A 17280-nucleotide genomic window follows, 5' to 3' on the forward strand; every position below is an offset into this window, starting at 1 on the left:
CCTTGTAGAAGCGTTCCTTCGGTGACTCACATATCCGAAAATAATAATGGCATATTATGTAGGGAATGCACCAGCAACAGATACCTTTTTCGTGCTAACGTATCAGATATTATTGAGGCAGGTTATTTACGTGTTAAATATAAATAATTATTGTTAATTATGAATAAAATAGTTTACGTAGAAGATGAACCGGAAGTAGGCGAATTGATCGCCGCTTACCTGGGAAAACATGATTTTGACGTGGTTGTCGAGACCCGCGGCGACCGCGCCGAACAAACTATTATTTCAGAACAACCAGACCTGGTGATGCTGGACATTATGCTGCCCGGAAAAGACGGTATGACCTTATGCCGGGATCTCCGTACCAGCTGGAACGGACCGATTGTGCTGCTGACATCGCTGGACAGCGATATGAACCATATTCTTGCGCTGGAAATGGGTGCCAATGACTATATCCTGAAGACCACTCCGCCTGCCGTGCTGCTGGCCAGGTTGCGTCTGCATTTACGGCAGTCCCAGCAGAATCATTCCGTGGAGGAACATTCCAGCGGAACTGCCCCCGCCAGGCTTATCCGTTTCGGGACACTAACCATCGATATGCTGAACCGTGAAGTGACGCTGGCGGATGAACAAATTCCCCTGTCCACGGCCGATTTTGATCTGCTCTGGGAACTTGCCAGCCATGCCGGTAAAATCCTTAACCGTGATGCACTGCTGAAAACCTTACGCGGTGTCAGTTATGACGGAATGGACCGCAGTATCGATGTCGCTATCTCGCGGTTACGTAAAAAACTGCATGATAACGCGACCGAGCCTTTCCGCATCAAGACCATCCGTAATAAAGGATACCTGTTCGCTCCTCAGGCCTGGGATACCCACTCAGAATGAAGAAATTGTTTATCCAGTTTTATCTTCTGTTGTTTGCCTGCTTTCTTGTCATGACATTGCTGGTCGGGCTGGTCTATAAAATGACCGCAGAGCGGGCCGGTCGCCAGTCGATGAATGACCTGATGGCCAGCTCTCTTTATTTAATGCGTACTGAGCTGCGGGAAATCCCGCCCCATGACTGGAATAAGACCATTGATAATCTGGATCTTAACCTGTCGTTTAAGCTGCATATTGAGCCGATGAGCCGCTACACCCTGACGCCGGAGAATATGCGCAGGCTTCGTGCCGGAGAGATTGTGGCGCTGGATGACCAGTACACCTTCCTGCAGCATATTCCGCGCAGCCATTATGTGCTGTCTGTCGGCCCGATCCCTTATCTTTTCTATCTGCACCAGATGCGGTTGCTGGATATTGCGTTGCTGGCGTTTATCGGCATGTCGCTGGCACTGCCGGTGTTTATCTGGATGCGGCCACACTGGAAAGAGATGCAGAAACTGGAACGTGCAGCACAGCGTTTTGGTCAGGGGGATCTCGACTCACGTACTCACTTCGATAACACCTCCAGTCTTTACCGGTTAGGGATTGCCTTTAACCAGATGGCTGAGAATATCAAGCTGCTGGTCGCCAGCAAAAAACAGCTGATTGACGGTATCGCTCATGAATTAAGAACCCCGCTGGTACGCCTGCGCTACCGGCTGGAGATGAGTGATAACCTGACAGAAAACGAAGCAGCCGCACTGAACCGGGATATCAGCCAGCTGGAAGGATTAATAGAAGAACTGCTGACCTACGCCCGGCTGGATCGCCCTAAAGTCGATCTGAAGATACAACATATCGACCTGGCCCATTGGCTGACCGGGCGCATCGATGATGTCCGCTCTCTGCACCCGGAACACAGCATCGAGCTCGATATACCGCAACAGGAGAATCAGGGATACGCCGATTTACGCCTGATGGAGCGGGTGCTGGATAATCTGGTTAACAACGGGCTACGGTATTCGGTGCGCAGGCTGCGTATCAGCCTGTGGTTTGATGGCTCGATGGGGATGATGCAGGTCGAAGATGATGGTCCGGGTATTCCGCCGGAAGAACGTGAACATGTATTTGAACCTTTTGTCCGGCTGGATCCGAGCAGAGACAGGGCCACCGGCGGATGCGGACTGGGCCTGGCCATTGTTTATTCGATTGCCCAGGCATTCCGCGGAACGGTAACCATCGACAGCAGCCCGCTGGGTGGCGCGTCGGTACGCTTCTGCTGGCCGGTCACACAAGCCCCCCGGACGTTCCCCCCGGCACTTTTAAAAGGAAGCTCAAATGAATAACGCCTATACCCGATTGTGTCAGCGCTTTCGCCGCCTCTCCCGTTTCAGTCACCTGTCGGCGATCGCTGGCTGGGATATGCAGACCATGATGCCTGCGGGCGGAAGTGAAGCCCGTGGCGAAGCCCTGGCGGAACTGAGCTTATTACAGCATCAGATACTGACCGGTAAAGAAACCGCCGAACTGTTACAGGCTGCCGCCGATCTTTCCCTGACACCGGATGAGCGTGCCAACCTGCGGGAGATGACCCGTCAGTGGCAACAGGCCGCACTGCTGCCGGCAGAACTGGTGGAAGCTAAATCGATCGCCGGAATGCGTTGTGAGCATGCCTGGCGAACCCAGCGTCAGGCCAATGACTGGCAGGGATTTTCACAAAACCTGCGTGAGGTCGTGCGTCTGTCGCGTCAGGAAGCCGATATCCGTGCAACAGCCAATGGCACATCGCGTTATGATGCCCTGCTGGATCTTTACGAGCCCGGGATGGATTGCCAGCAGCTGGACTCTGTCTTTGATTACCTGAAACAGTGGCTACCGGAATTATTAGCCCGCGTGGTGGAAAAACAGTCCGCCAATCCACCACTGCCTCCGAGCGGCCCCTTCCCGGTTCCTCTGCAGAAGCAGCTCGGCCTGCAGGTGATGCAGACGCTGGGCTTCGACTTTAACCATGGCAGGCTGGATATCAGTGCCCATCCTTTCTGCGGCGGCGTACCTGAAGATGTCAGGATCACCACGCGTTATGATGAGCAACACATGCTGAGTGCTCTGATGGGGGTGATCCATGAAACCGGACATGCGCGTTATGAGCAGAATCTGCCGGCACAGTGGGCCGGACAACCTGCCGGCCTTGCCCGCTCCACCGCTATCCATGAGTCACAGAGTCTGTTTATGGAAATGCAGCTGGGCCGCAGCCGCGAATTCCTGCAGTTTATTCAGCCTCAGGCGGCGGCCATCTTCGGGCCTCAACCAGCGCTGGAAAAAGACAACTTTGTGGCATTGGCACAACAGGTAAAACCTGGCTTTATCCGTGTTGATGCCGATGAGGTGAGTTACCCTGCACACGTTATGCTGCGATACGATATCGAAAAAGCGCTGATTGAAGGTGAGATCGAGGTGGAAGATATCCCGGCCCTGTGGGATGAAAAGATGCACCACTACCTGGGGCTCGATACCCGCGGTAATTACCGTCAAGGGTGTATGCAGGATATTCACTGGACGGACGGTGCCTTCGGGTATTTCCCGACCTATACTCTGGGCGCCCTGTATGCAGCTCAGTTATTTGCGGCGGCGCAACAACAACTGCCGGGCATGTCCGGGGATATCGCCCACGGAAATCTGCAAACTATTTCCGGCTGGCTGAACGACAATATCTGGCAGCACGGAAGTGTACTGACAACAGACGAACTGCTGATAAAAGCGACCGGTGAGCCCCTGAATCCGGCCTTTTTCCGTCAGCACCTCGAACAACGCTACTACCGCTAACCCCCTGTCCGGCGGTTGTTTTTTCCGGCCGCCGGCGTTTTCTTCCGCGTGCTTAGCGCGACTGTACAATCGGTTACACAACGATACCATTCACCAACGGACGGCCCCGATTTATTCTCATATAGTGATTTCACCGGCCCCGCAGTGGGCTAATAAATGAAAATGAATTCGAGGAATTTGCAATGAAAAAATTATTTGCACTGGTAGTTGCCGCTGCTATGGGTCTGTCTTCAGTAGCTTTCGCTGCAGACACCACGACTGCTCCTGCACCTGCAGCTGCAACCACTGCTGCTCCGGCAAAAACTGAAGCTCCTGCTAAGCATGTTGCTCACAAACATAAACATCGTAAGCACCACAAAAAATCTGCTGCTAAAAAAGCTGCAGAGCAGAAAGCTCAGGCTGCTAAAAAGCACCACCACAAAAAAGTAGCTAAGAAAGCTGCTGCACAGAAAGCTCAGGCTGCTAAAAAACATCACCACAAAAAAGTAGCTAAAAAAGCTGTTGCTCAGAAAGCACAGGCTGCTAAAAAGCATCATCACAAAAAAGTAGCTAAGAAAGCTGCTCACTAATTGACAATCAGTACCTGACACGTCAGGACTCTCCTGAACACGCGTCAAAGTGATTAAAACACCCGGTTATCCGGGTGTTTTTTACCGGAGTAACCCGCATGGTACGTCGTTATCGCTTCGAAATCATTCTGATCAGCGTAATCATTTGCGGCATTATCGCTGCCAGCTTTTTTATCTAGTATCTTCCGGTAAATACTCAATATCTCTCCCTTTTTTCTGCTGTACCGACTATATTACTCATTCTGTACCCCAACGTTTACTCTACAGACTCCTGCCATTGAGAGAATTATGCGCCTGCTGACTGTAATAATTTTAAGTACTTTTTGTTTCAGTGTGCAGGTTCACGCTGACGATGATGATGACACCCCCACTGCCAGCGAAATAAAAACCTTATTTTTTGGTAAAGATCACCGTAAAGAGATCACCGATGTCACTGCTGCCCCGTGGGATGCCATTGGCCAGGTAGAAACCGACAGCGGTAATTTATGTACGGCCACCCTGATTTCACCGCACATCGCCCTGACCGCCGGCCACTGCCTGCTGACACCGCCAGGTAAGTTCGACCCGCCGGTCGCTATCCGTTTTATGGCGTTTTCCGGCGGCTGGCGCTATGAAATTCATGATATCGATGCTCGTGTGGAACCCTCGCTGGCCGGAAAACTGAAGGCGGATGGTGATGGCTGGATTGTGCCACCCTCTGCCGCGCCTTACGATTACGGCATTATCATTATCCGTAATCCGCCGTCGGTCATTACCCCGATCCCGCTGTTTTCCGGAAGCCGTTCAGACCTGATTGCCGCATTAAAGACCACCGGTAATCAGGTAACGCAGGCAGGATACCCGGCAGATCATCTGGACAATCTCTATGCGCATCAGGATTGTCAGGTCACCGGCTGGTCGCAGAAAGCCGTACTGTCCCATCGTTGCGATACACTGCCGGGCGACAGTGGATCCCCGCTACTGCTGAAGACCGATAATGGCTGGCAGATTATCGCGGTACAGAGCTCAGCTCCGGCGGCCAGAGATCGTTATCGCGCCGACAACCGGGCTATCGCCGTCACTTCATTCTATGACAAGATTCAGGCATTGAGTCAGTAAAAGGGTTTGAGGGTCAATGATGTAAAAAACCACGTTTGTGAACTCACTGGTTGATATACAGAAACCTGTACGGTTGGCCCTCGCCCCCTCTGACCGGGGTTCGCTCTTCTCTCGTTCAGTCGTGGGAACAGGGGTTAAGAACTCAGGCGGGTGCAGCGTTAAAACTGTTGCGCGTCATCGACGCGTGAACCTGAGTTTTAAACGGGGTTTGAGGTCCAATCGTGTAAAAAACCACGTTAAGAAAATTTCAGAGTGAGTCGCTCTTAAACCCGGCAAACGAACCACCGTTGGTAGCGGTGTTTTTTTGTTTACAGGGCAAAAGATTACGCGCACAAAAAAAGATCTCAGTAAGATCCTTTCTATCCCGGAGATATATCAATTTAATCAGCATGCTCACGTCGATAAATTTCAACACTCACCAAATCTAATTCAGACAATCGGTAAAACGACACAACATCTTTACTCCGTGGAGATCGCCAACATTCAGCTTCTGTTTGACATTGTTTTTGCTGTTTATATCCTTCGGCTATCAGGTATTCACGAATTTTACTGGTATCGGTCGTGCCATTGAACTGAATGCCATAGACAAAAGCTTGTGGTCCACTGATATTGCTATAACTGAACTCGTAATTGTCAGAGATACGAGGCATTCTTTTCAATAAATCAGGCGTGTAATACTCGTACTCCCGGGTATCCATCCGGGTATAATGGGCGCTACTGGCAAACCCCATCTGTATATGCGGCCATACGACAGCCAGTGCAAAAATACTAATGGCAGCAACACTGTACTGGCAAACCCCATCTGTATATGCGGCCATACGACGGCCAGTGCAAAAACACTAATGACAGCAACACTGAGCAGAATAATTATATTTCGTCTCATAACCTCATCCTGTTGTTACCAGAGCCTGAGACCAAAAAAGTCTTATCGTGCTGAGGCAGAATGACGTTTCCAGACAGAAAATCGTTATAGGGAACGACCGTTCGCATAAAAGGCGGCAGCATCCCTTTACGAGGGCGGGAATACGGGAATTTTTCAGGATCGGGGAACAGTAGCGGCTGAAATGTTTCATTCTTCCAGCTACCGATTTTGCCGTAGTAGTCCCGGCTTTTTAGGGCTTCATCCTTGCTAACAGGCAGGAGCTGAGGAAAAGGATTCTGAATCGATACTACCCGATAAAAGCCCGGCAAATCGGAGACCAAATCCTCACCGCTGAAACCGCTGTCCGTCACTAAATTATGGGGAAACGATCCCTGAAACGCTTCAAATTTGCGGGCCATCGTCATCATCATCGCCAGGGCAATGCTCTTCTGTTCCCAGTGAGGTCTGCCGTGCCGTATCCGCCAGGTCATCACTTTTCCTGACCGAAGTTGCCCCTTAGACCAGTCATTCCCTGTGCATACCTGACATCATAAAATTCCTTCCCTGATGATTCACCTTGAGCTATTAATCTCAAAAGCTCCCGGATATCCGGGCCCTGAGCATGCCCCAAATCCACCCATCCCAAAACTTCCGTATAAACAATACCTCTGTTTCCATAAGGTGCCTGAGCACCATCAATAATTTCTGATCGCTTACTCATCCTGAGTATCCCGTCCCGTATTAATGACGGTGACCTGATTTACCATAACACCTATTTATCTCTCAGCAGCAAGTATACACAAAACCCCCGGGCAAAGTTGGATCATTAAAACCATTATGTAGGTGGTTTTTAACATATAAAACAGGATGTTATATAATTATCGTGGTTTTTTTACACGATTAGCCCTCAAATCCCGTAAATACCGCAGGGCAGCGGTAAAGGTTACCGCTGCCCTCTGGCCTTCAGAGTTCTTTCTGTTCCATCGCCTGCTGTATGCGTTTTTCCGAAACCGGATACGGGGTACCCAGCTGCTGGGCAAACAGACTGACTCTGAGTTCTTCCAGCATCCAGCGTATCGCCATCACATCTTCATCGTCACGGTGTTTCGGCGGCAGCTTAGCGCGCCATTGCTCCCAGCTCTGTCCGATGTTCTGAACCTTCAGCATCCGCGCCCGGTCACTGTGCGGGTCGACCGGCAACTTGTCCAGCCGCCGCTCGATGGCCTGCAGATAGCGCAGCGTATCCGCCAGCCGCTGCCAGCCATTGCCGGTTACGAAGCCACGGTAGATCAGACCACTCATCTGCGCTTTGATATCAGACAGTGCCAGCGCCTGGCTCATATCCACCTTGCCTTTCAGCCGTTTATTGATCCGGAACACCGCGGTCAGTATCTGTTCAACCTGAATCGCGATGGCTACCACGGTCTCATTCAGTCCGGCACGGATAATCTCTTTCAGACGGAAAAAGTCCTGCTCAGTCCAGGCCGGGCCACCATGTTCAGCCATCAGCTTATCGATACCGCAGGAGATGCAGTCATCGATCAGTTCCGGCACTTTCCCATAGGGATTAAAATAGAGTCCCAGCTTCGATTTATTCGGTAACTTCTCATGCAGGTATTTGACCGGTGACGGAATATTCAGCCACAACAGACGACGCTGACCCCGCCACATGCTTTTCTGCTGTTCAGCCTGGCTGTCAAACAGCCGTATCGCCACACTGTCTTTTTCATCCACCAGCGCCGGCCAGGCCTGTAACTGATAAGTTCCCCGCTTTTGCTGATAGCTTTGCGGCAGGTCGCCGAAGCTCCACACATGCAGTCCCTGCTGTTCCACCCCGTCATCAGCCACGTCCGAGAGCGTTTCCTGCACTTTCTCCTTCAGCGAGGCCTTCAGGGCGGTCAGATCTTTTCCTTCCGCCAGTTTCTTATTGTGTTCATCCACAATACGGAACGTGATTTTCAGATGATCGGGCACCGCATCCCATTGCCAGTCTTCGCGGCTGACCGTGACCCCGGTCATTCGTCTGAACTCGCGTTCCAGTGCATCTGTCAGCGGTTGTCCGCTGTCGGTGACCCGCTGCAGGAACGCATCCGCATAATTCGGCGCAGGGACAAAGTTACGGCGTAACGGCTTGGCCAGCGATTTGATTAATGCGATCACCAGCTCACGACGAATGCCCGGGATCTGCCACTCAAAGCCGCGGTCACTGACCTGATTCAGTAACGGTAAAGGAACATACACCGTGACCCCGTCGGCATCTGCCCCGGGTTCAAACTGGTAACTGAGACGCAGTTTCAGGTTATCCTGATGCCAGAAATTCGGGTAATCCAGCTGACTGACCTGGCCTGCTCCTTCCCTGATCAGCATCTGCTTATCAAAGCTGAGCAGCTCCGGCTGCTCGCGGCCGGCCTGCTTCCACCACTGATCAAAATGGCGTGCCGAAACAACATCATGACCGATACGCTGATCATAGAAGGCGAACAGGGTCTCATCATCGACCAGAATGTCCCGGCGACGTGATTTATGCTCCAGATCTTCCACTTCATTCAGCAGCTTGCGGTTATTACGTAAAAACGCATGCCGGCTCTGCCAGTCGCCTTCCACCAGCGCATGCCGGATAAAGAGTTCACGAGAGACCTGCGGGTCTATCTTACCGTAATTGACTTTACGTCCGGCAATTACCGGCAGTCCGTAGAGCGTGACTTTTTCCGTTGCCATCACCGCCCCCTGAGACTTCTCCCAGTGCGGTTCACTGTAATGATATTTCAGCAGATGTTTTGCCAGCGGTTCGATCCATTCCGGATCAATTTTCGCCGCAACCCGCCCCCAGAGCCGGCTGGTTTCCACCAGTTCGGCGACGATCACCCACTTCGGCGGCTTTTTAAATAAACCGGAGCCCGGGAACAGGGAGAACCGCGCATTGCGGGCGCCGGTGAATTCCTGTTTTTCCACATCTTTCTGGCCGATATGGGAAAGTAACCCGCACAACAGTGCACTGTGAACTTCCCGGTACGGCGCCGGTTCACTGTTAACCGGCAGGCGCAACTCTTTCACTACCTGCCGTAACTGGGTATAGATATCCTGCCATTCACGTACCCGCAGATAATTCAGATAGTCGGTTTTACACTGACGGCGGAACTGATTGCCGGAGAGCTGTTGCTGCTGTTCCTGTAGATAATTCCACAGGTTAACCCAGACCAGGAAGTCGGATTCTTTATCCGCAAAGCGCCGGTGTTTTTCATCCGATGCCTGCTGCCTGTCAGACGGACGTTCCCGCGGGTCCTGGATGGATAAGGCGGCAGTGATAATCATCACTTCACGAACACAGCCAAACTGTTGTGCGGCAAGCACCATGCGGGCAAGCCGTGGATCGACCGGCAACCGGGCCAGGTCCCGGCCCAGATCCGTCAGTTTCACCTTTCCGCCCTCAGCCGGCAGGATCCCGCCCAGCTCTTCCAGTAAACGAACGCCGTCCTGGATATGACGCTTATCCGGGGCTTCCACAAAAGGAAACGCCGAAATATCCCCCAGGCCGAGCGCGGTCATCTGCAGAATGACCGATGCCAGATTGGTACGCAGGATTTCCGGGTCCGTAAACTCCGGACGATTCAGAAAATCGTCTTCGGAATAGAGCCGGATACAGATCCCCTCCGAGACCCTGCCACAACGGCCTTTTCGCTGATTGGCAGAGGCCTGAGATATCGGTTCAATCGGCAGGCGCTGTACTTTCGTGCGGTAGCTGTAGCGGCTGATCCTGGCCGTGCCGGGGTCGATCACGTATTTAATGCCGGGCACCGTGAGTGAAGTTTCTGCAACGTTAGTCGCCAGCACAATACGGCGCCCGCTGTGCGACTGGAACACACGGTTCTGTTCGGTATTGGACAAGCGGGCATACAGCGGCAGCACTTCCGTATGACGTAATTCTCTGCGATTAAGGGCATCGGCTGTATCGCGGATTTCCCGTTCACCGCTCATAAAAATCAGGATATCCCCGGCAGGTTCGCGCATCAGTTCGTCGACCGCGTCAAACACAGCCTGTAACTGATCGCGATCACCGTCACTGCTATCTTCACTGACCGGCCGGTAACGGACTTCTACCGGATAGGTACGCCCGGAAACTTCAATTACCGGTGCATGATGAAAGTGACGTGAGAAGCGCTGCGGATCGATGGTCGCCGAGGTGATGATCACTTTCAGGTCCGGCCTGCGGGGCAGTAACTCACGGAGATAGCCGAGCAGGAAGTCAATATTCAGGCTGCGTTCATGGGCTTCGTCGATGATCAGGGTGTCATATTGCATCAGCAGACGGTCCTGCTGGATCTCTGCCAGCAGTATCCCGTCGGTCATCAGTTTGATCCGGCTGTTGTCACTGACCTGGTCATTAAACCTGACTTTATAACCGACCACATCGCCCAGCGGACTTTTCATCTCTTCAGCAATACGGGCAGCGACCGTTCGCGCCGCCAGACGGCGTGGCTGGGTATGACCAATCAGGCCACGGTTACCCCGGCCGAGCGCCAGACAGATTTTCGGGATCTGAGTGGTTTTACCGGAGCCGGTTTCACCGGCAATGATCACCACCTGATGCTGACTGATCGCCGCAGCGATGTCCTGTTGCTTCTGGCTGACCGGCAGGTTATCCGGGAATTCGATGGTCTTCGGGGCAGATGCCTGCCGCAGGGCCAGGCGCGTTTCCGCTTCAGCAATATCCTGTTCAATCTTACTGGTTATTTCAGCACGCGCCTGCGGGTTCTTCACCTTTTCCGCACCGGTCAGACGACGCCTGATTTTCTGACGGTCCCGCAGCATAAGCGGTTCCGTTCTGCTGAACAGCGATGAAAGCGGTGAGAAATCCTGAGATGACATAATAATGTGTTACCTTGATTTTATATGACAATTTGACCGGCACCCTGCATCAGCGGGCAGGAAATGTCCGTCTGTCTGCGATTGCGCCTGATTGTAACATACTCACTGACGCGCTGTTATTGCCGGACAGGTTTTCGCAACCGCTGACTCATTCAATTTTTTCGAATATAGCCCTCGAAATTATCAACTTTTATCTGCCGGTTTATCCCCGTACAGTGAGGTCACGTCGCGGAAGATTCCGCCCTAAATGACAGGAAAAACAACCATGAGCAAAGTACTCATTCTGAAATCCAGTATTCTGGCCGGCTATTCACAGTCAGGGCAGTTAGCCGACTTTTATGCCGAACAAGCTACCGCCAAAGGTGACACTGTCACTGTTCGTGACCTGGCAGCACAGCCGGTGCCGGTACTGGATGGCGAACTGGTCGGCGCCCTGCGCCCGTCAGACACCCCGCTGAACCCACGTCAGCAGGAAGCGCTGGCACTGTCTGATGAACTGATCGCCGAATTACAGGCCCATGATGTGATTGTCATTGCCGCGCCGATGTATAACTTTAATATCCCGACCCAGCTGAAAACCTATTTCGACCTCATCGCCCGCGCCGGTGTGACCTTCCGTTATACGGAAAACGGCCCGGAAGGACTGGTGACCGGTAAGCGTGCGGTGATCATTTCCAGCCGCGGTGGTGTGCATAAAGATACACCGGCGGATCTGCTGACCCCTTACCTGAAATTATTCCTTGGCTTTATCGGCATCACGGATGTGAATTTTGTGTTCGCGGAAGGCTATGGTTATGGCCCGGAAGTGGGCGCCAAAGCCACGACCGATGCGAAAGCGGCTATCGAGTCGGTTATCGCTGCCTGATGTTCTGCTGCCGGTCTCTGCAGGCCGGCAACGTCTTGCTGGCGTCCTGCCTCTGTGGGTTGTCTGGCACAGCGCTGCAATAGCCTCAGGGCTGACAGACCTGCCGCCCCCGCTGACTCTAACAACATCCGCATAGCGCCTTCCCGGCAAGCGGTGACGGATACGGGGTGTGCTGCCACAGGAAATCTGCCTTCCTTACCTCCTGCATCTGCTCTTTGCCAGCTAAAATATTCAGCAAGCCTCAGGGCTGACAGCCCTCCCGCCCCCGCTGACTCTTGCAACATCCGCATAGCACCTTCCCGGCAACCGGTGACGGATACGGGTCGCTCTGTCACAGGAAATCTGCCTTTGTCTGCGCATCTCTGTATCTGCGTTTATCAGTCGCTGAAATTCATTCCACCGGACGGATGCTCTCTGCGCAGTCAGGCGCCCGTTACCGGCAGGTAGCAGGCCGACGGATAAAGAAGGATTCATCGTTCCGTTTGCGCGCCCGGGGCTGATCACCTCTGCCGGCGTTATTATGAGCGGGTCGCAGCGATCTTCCGGCCTGAGCCGGAATGACGGGCAGCTATTGGGGGTTTTTCAACAGAGTATTAATATCTTTATCTGCTTTAACCGTAATCTGATGATCAATTTTGACATTCATATTGATCGTAATCGGTTCTTTTGGCGCTGCGACCTCAATGCGCGGTGTACACCCGCTCAGGATCAGGCCTGACATCAGGCAGATAAGCAGGTTACCGCTTTTCATTGTTGTTTCCCTCCGCTCGCGGATATTTCAGTTGCTGCGATAACAGCGACTCCAGATTACTGCCGAAATTCAGACTCTCCCAGAGCCTGAAAATATTTTCCTGGTGAGTATAATTCAGATTCACCCGCTGATCATGGTTACTGAAGCGGCTGGTGCCCTGAACGGTCGATTTCATCATAAGTTCACCGTCACTGCTCAACTGTAACGTCGCCTGCGCGCGACCAATCTCCATATACCGTAACCAGTCAATGGCCACACCGGCCGCCATATTATTACTGGTAATAGAGTCAATCATATCTTTATCCACCCGCAGGGTCAGCGGCCCGTCGTTACTGACCCAACCGTCACGGATGATAAAGTGCGGATCACTGACCCATAACGGCAGCTCACCACTGACCAGCCCCGACATCGCTATCTTGCCGGGGTGTAATGCGGTAATTAAGCGGCTCAGGTTAATTTTATCGGCTTTCAGCAGTGCGGCCTGCCGCTGCGGAAGCCGCAACTCCGCCAGGCTCAGTCTGCCGCCCGAGACTGACAGACTGACATCGGATAACCGCAACGGTTTTTTCTGGCTCCAGGGATAGAACCCCTGCAGACTGGCGGTGACCCCGGACAGACCGATTTGATTGACAATGCGGCCGATGGTCAGACGGACAGGCTGGCGATAACCTAACTGCCAGCGCTGTTGCTGATAACGGAACGGTAAAGAGAAGGCGGCTCCCTGAATCTGATTGTCCGGCATCCAGGCGCTGCCGTCGGTGATCACCCAGTGACCGCCCGCCCGGAAACCACTGGCCGCCGAGGCAGAAAACGCCACCTGCGCCCGCATGTTCCCACCGGTAATTTTCATTTTCATGTCCGGAGGCAGTAATGGTTCGACCACAGACAGTGGCTGAGTCGCCCACCAGGCCTCACCCCGTAAACGCTCGCCATCCCAGCGGCCACGCAGGGCCAGCGGTCCCAGCTTTCCGGCACTCAGGCGGGCCTGGTAGAGGAAATCCCGGGGAGAGGTGCCGGAAACCGAAAACGGCAGATGCAGTGCCGGCAGCCTGCCGCCATAACTGAAAAGTGTGTTGCCGGCCGTTAAGGCGAATGCCGCTGTCAGTTTCGGGGCGTCGGCCTGCCGGGCCCAGACCAGTGGCGAGGTCAGTCTCAGACGCGGAGAGACGACCCGCACTCCGCCGTAGCGGAGCTGATTAAAACCGGTCGACAATGTTTTCAGGGTGATCTGCTGGCCCTGCCAGTCACCGGTACCCTGCAGATCCCAGGCGGCCTTCAGCGGGAACAGATCTCCGCTCCCCCAGTAACGCCACTGCCATTGCCCCTGGTCCGGCCAGAAATCCCGCGCCTGACCGGCCAGTTGCAGACGATAACGTCCGGAGTTCCGGTTGTGTACCTGCAATATGGCCTGTAATGGCCCGTTGATCCCTGCAACAGACAAGCGGACGCCGGCCAGCGGCCAGCGGGCTTCATCCACCTGGAAGGTATTCAGCAACTGACCGCGCATTCTGAGCAACGACCCGCTCAGAAAGCGGATTTCCGGTCCGGTCAGCGGCCCGGTGAGCTGCGCCGGCAGTCCGGCAAAAAACTGCAGGTCCGGGCTGTTCGCCGTACCGGTAAGACGTAATGGCAGTGCGCTGTCGGTCAGACTGAGTTTGCCCGGCCCCACGCTGAGTACCACGTTCCCTTTACCGCCGTGTCCGGAGGTTAACGCATTAAGCCGTCCGGAAATGACGCTCTTCTCGGGCCCTTCCCGCCAGTGAGTAACCTGCAGCGCAATCCCCCCCTGCAGTGGCTGGGAGGCAAAAGGCCACTGCCATTTCCCTTGCTGAATTTCAAGCTGTTGCGGCGTGGCGGTCCAGGGTAACTGCAACAAGGGTGCCGTACTCTCCGGGGTCAGGACAGTCAGCATCCCCTGCTGCTGTTGCCAGTGCAGATTCAAGGTTAGCGGCATACCGGTCAGAGACAGTTGTCCGTGCAACCGGCCCTGTTCAGGCCATTGCCCGATCTCTGGCGCCAGCCCGACGCTGCCCTGCAGCGTGAGCGGTGGCGCGCCACCCGGCGGTGTGAATTGCAGCCGCTCAAGGTTCAGTGTCCGTCCATCGAGCACTGCGCTCAGCTGAATATCACGGCTGTTATAGGTCAGTGACTGCCGCTGATGCTGGTTCGTCAGTGACATACTTCCTGCATACTGCCCCCGGGGCAGAATTTCAAGCTTATCGGCTTGCCAGTGACCGGCCGGCAGCAGTGCCTGCCATTCTGCCAGTGTTTTCTCCGGCGTAGTGGAGGATGAGGAAGGGATCGTCGCCAGACAGTCGGTATCAAGCTGTACATCGGAGGCATGCCATTGCCACAGGTGATCGCGATACCCCACAGAAAGACCGCTTACCGAGAGCGCCTGACAGTTCCCCGCCTGTAACGCGATGCCGGGCAGACTGAGTCTTCCGGCGTGCGGACGGATGTGACCGCTGAGCGACAACCGCGTTCCTTCCGGCAACCAGTGTTGTACCAGGGGTGGCAGCCAGACATCGATGGCAGACACTGCCAGACCGGTGATCAGCAGCCCCGGCACGATGATCGCCAGTGCTACCCGCCGCTTGTCTGTCATAGATAATTCACCGTATTCTCCCGGTACCCTCAGCGAGGAAACTCAGTAATGATTCCGTTTTCGTCATGCTCCGGCCTATACTAAAATCAGCGTGTTACACGTATGCGATCTATAGTATGTAAGATTATAACAAAACGCTAATAACACCGGCATTCCCTGCAAAGTTACTCCGGAGAACCGTCATGAATATCGCCGTCTATAGTACGAAACACTATGATCAGCTCTCTTTAGAAAAAGCCAATCAGGCCTTCGGTTTTTCATTCACTTTCTATGATTTCAAACTCGACCTGCACACCGCCAAAACTGCACAAGGTTTTGACGCCGTCTGTCTCTTTGTCAATGACCTCTGTTCTGCTGAGGTCATTGAAGAACTGGCCGCCGGCGGGGTACGTTTTATCGCCCTGCGGTGTGCCGGGTTCGATAATGTGGACCTGGCGGCCGCAGATCAACGGGGGATTCAGGTGGTCCGGGTCCCGGCGTACTCCCCGGAAGCGGTTGCAGAGCACTCGGTCGGGCTGATGCTGGCCCTTAACCGCCATATTCACCGCGCCTGGCTGCGTACCCGGGATGCTAACTTTTCGCTGGAGGGGCTGACCGGCTTTACGATGCAGGGGAAAACCGCCGGTGTCGTCGGAACAGGGAAGATTGGTCTGGCGGCACTGCGTATTCTGAAAGGGTTCGGGATGCGTTTACTGGCATTTGATCCTTATCCGTCCGATGAGGCCCTGGCGCTGGGCGCAGAATATACCGACTTTACCACCCTGTTACGGGAGTCCGATATCATCTCCCTGTATTGCCCGATGACACCGCAAAACCATCACCTGCTGAATGCGGCAGCGTTCAGCAAAATGAAAGACGGAGTGATGATCATCAATACCAGCCGCGGCGGACTGATTGATTCACAGGCCGCCGTGGAAGCGCTGAGACAACAAAAAATCGGCGCGCTGGGGATGGACGTGTATGAAAATGAACGGGATCTTTTCTTCGAAGACAACTCGAATGATGTTATCCAGGACGATATCTTCCGCAGACTCTCCTCCTGCCATAATGTCCTGTTTACCGGGCATCAGGCCTTCCTGACCAATGAAGCGCTGGCCACGATTGCCGAAACCACCCTGAGTAATCTGCAGGAACTGTCTCTCGGTCAGACCTGTACTCACCGGGTCTGTGCCGGACAATAAACCTGTCCGCGGTGGCAGAGAAAAAAGGTCCCCTGCCGGTCAGGGGGCCGTGTGGTTAACGGGCGCAGTTACCATTGATCAGCGCCACTTCGCTGCAACGTTTGCCATTGCTTAACTCACACATGCCGATCCGGCTACCGTCAAGCTGCCGTGAATAGGCCAGAATACCGCCTGCACCGGCGCAGTCAGACTCTGCCAGAGAAGACATCACCACGGGCTGGATGTGCGCAGCCGTTGCCTGCTGCGGGGGTTCATTATCATCGTTATGGCTACTGCAGGCAGAGAGTAAAACGGTGGCACTCACCAGCATTAGGGCGGCTATTTTCATTAATCAGGCTCCGGGCGTATGACTGTGGGTTGTCCAGAATATGCCAGCGACGGCGGCGGGTCGATATCTGTTACTTTTTTTTACCAAATAATTCCCGGCTAAGTGGCAACCTCGCTATCCACCCCCGCAAAAACACGAGGCTGACGGGGGGGACGGCAAGGTTCCAGCACCGGGGGTTTCCGCTGGCCGGCACCCCTCCTGTCGCCTGATCGTCAGGGCATTTTATGACCTTCCCTCCCGCAATACTCCGCAGTAGCCTCCGGCCCAATGCCCCGCCGTCATCGTGTAAGTTCCGGGCCCTCCCGCAGACTGCGATCCACTGAATGCCGGGCACAGGCAGTAACGCATCCTGCCATTGTCAGCCCTGCAGGGGGTGCAAATTACCGGAATGTGCTGATGACAGGGGAATTTTTTGTATATCCACCAGAGGCGCATTAGGATAATCGGGGCAGCAATAACCTTTAA

The 17280-nt window shown here is 53.9% G+C and carries 13 protein-coding genes and 1 pseudogene; 8 read left to right on the plus strand and 6 right to left on the minus strand.

Annotated features, from left to right (window positions below; all coding sequences use genetic code 11):
- Window positions 1-159 precede the first annotated feature (159 nt).
- The 6 genes from rstA to ABD035_RS16850 all read left to right on the plus strand — a co-directional run bounded on the left by rstA (window position 160) and on the right by ABD035_RS16850 (window position 5354).
- A complete protein-coding gene (rstA, locus tag ABD035_RS16830) occupies window positions 160-888 on the plus strand; it encodes a two-component system response regulator RstA (protein ID WP_212712906.1) in 729 nt (242 codons plus the stop codon).
- Window positions 885-2210: a two-component system sensor histidine kinase RstB gene (gene rstB, locus ABD035_RS16835; RefSeq protein WP_343871285.1), complete on the plus strand. Its 1326-nt coding sequence runs from the start codon at window positions 885-887 to the stop codon at window positions 2208-2210. The genes rstA and rstB overlap by 4 nt, the downstream gene beginning before the upstream one ends.
- The gene (locus ABD035_RS16840) at window positions 2203-3687 is read left to right on the plus strand and encodes a carboxypeptidase M32 (RefSeq protein WP_343871286.1); all 1485 of its coding nucleotides are present in this window, start codon (window positions 2203-2205) and stop codon (window positions 3685-3687) included. Before rstB ends, ABD035_RS16840 begins: the two co-directional genes overlap by 8 nt.
- 182 nt (window positions 3688-3869) lie before the next feature.
- Window positions 3870-4256, plus strand: a complete 387-nt coding sequence (asr, locus tag ABD035_RS16845; RefSeq protein ID WP_212712909.1) for an acid resistance repetitive basic protein Asr — start codon at window positions 3870-3872, stop codon at window positions 4254-4256.
- Between the two features lie 98 nt (window positions 4257-4354).
- On the plus strand, window positions 4355-4435 hold the full coding sequence (ydgU, locus tag ABD035_RS17705; RefSeq protein WP_465315989.1) for a small membrane protein YdgU: 81 nt from the start codon (window positions 4355-4357) through the stop codon (window positions 4433-4435).
- A 109-nt stretch (window positions 4436-4544) separates the two neighbouring features.
- Complete coding sequence (locus ABD035_RS16850) at window positions 4545-5354, plus strand: trypsin-like serine peptidase (protein ID WP_212712910.1); 810 nt, start codon at window positions 4545-4547, stop codon at window positions 5352-5354.
- A gap of 380 nt (window positions 5355-5734) precedes the next feature.
- Here the strand turns inward: ABD035_RS16850 and ABD035_RS16855 are convergent, their stop codons facing one another.
- From ABD035_RS16855 to hrpA, 3 genes and pseudogenes are all read right to left on the minus strand, one after another.
- Window positions 5735-6172 (minus strand): hypothetical protein, encoded by a 438-nt coding sequence (locus ABD035_RS16855; RefSeq protein ID WP_343871287.1) that lies wholly within the window; start codon window positions 6170-6172, stop codon window positions 5735-5737.
- A 61-nt stretch (window positions 6173-6233) separates the two neighbouring features.
- Window positions 6234-6937: pseudogene (locus ABD035_RS16860) on the minus strand (hypothetical protein).
- Between the two features lie 242 nt (window positions 6938-7179).
- Window positions 7180-11082, minus strand: coding sequence for an ATP-dependent RNA helicase HrpA (gene hrpA / locus ABD035_RS16865; RefSeq protein WP_343871288.1), 3903 nt, complete (start codon window positions 11080-11082; stop codon window positions 7180-7182).
- Between the two features lie 265 nt (window positions 11083-11347).
- Here hrpA and azoR point away from each other — a divergent pair, with 265 nt between their 5' ends.
- Window positions 11348-11947, plus strand: a complete 600-nt coding sequence (azoR, locus tag ABD035_RS16870) for an FMN-dependent NADH-azoreductase (RefSeq protein ID WP_343871289.1) — start codon at window positions 11348-11350, stop codon at window positions 11945-11947.
- 568 nt (window positions 11948-12515) lie between these two features.
- Here azoR and ABD035_RS16875 read toward each other — a convergent pair.
- Window positions 12516-12698 carry a YnbE family lipoprotein gene (locus ABD035_RS16875; RefSeq protein ID WP_343871291.1) on the minus strand — a complete coding sequence of 61 codons (183 nt, stop codon included), beginning with the start codon at window positions 12696-12698 and terminating at the stop codon, window positions 12516-12518.
- Window positions 12685-15306 (minus strand): YdbH family protein, encoded by a 2622-nt coding sequence (locus tag ABD035_RS16880; protein ID WP_343871292.1) that lies wholly within the window; start codon window positions 15304-15306, stop codon window positions 12685-12687. The genes ABD035_RS16875 and ABD035_RS16880 overlap by 14 nt, the downstream gene beginning before the upstream one ends.
- Before the next feature lie 182 nt (window positions 15307-15488).
- On the opposite strand from ABD035_RS16880, the gene ABD035_RS16885 reads away from it, so the two are divergent.
- Window positions 15489-16487, plus strand: coding sequence for a 2-hydroxyacid dehydrogenase (locus ABD035_RS16885; protein WP_343871293.1), 999 nt, complete (start codon window positions 15489-15491; stop codon window positions 16485-16487).
- A gap of 55 nt (window positions 16488-16542) precedes the next feature.
- Here ABD035_RS16885 and ABD035_RS16890 read toward each other — a convergent pair whose 3' ends face one another.
- On the minus strand, window positions 16543-16815 hold the full coding sequence (locus ABD035_RS16890) for a putative hemolysin (RefSeq protein ID WP_212712917.1): 273 nt from the start codon (window positions 16813-16815) through the stop codon (window positions 16543-16545).
- Between the last annotated feature and the right edge of the window lie 465 nt (window positions 16816-17280).

It is taken from the genome of Tatumella terrea, from assembly GCF_039523755.1.
Lineage (GTDB): Bacteria > Pseudomonadota > Gammaproteobacteria > Enterobacterales > Enterobacteriaceae > Tatumella > Tatumella terrea.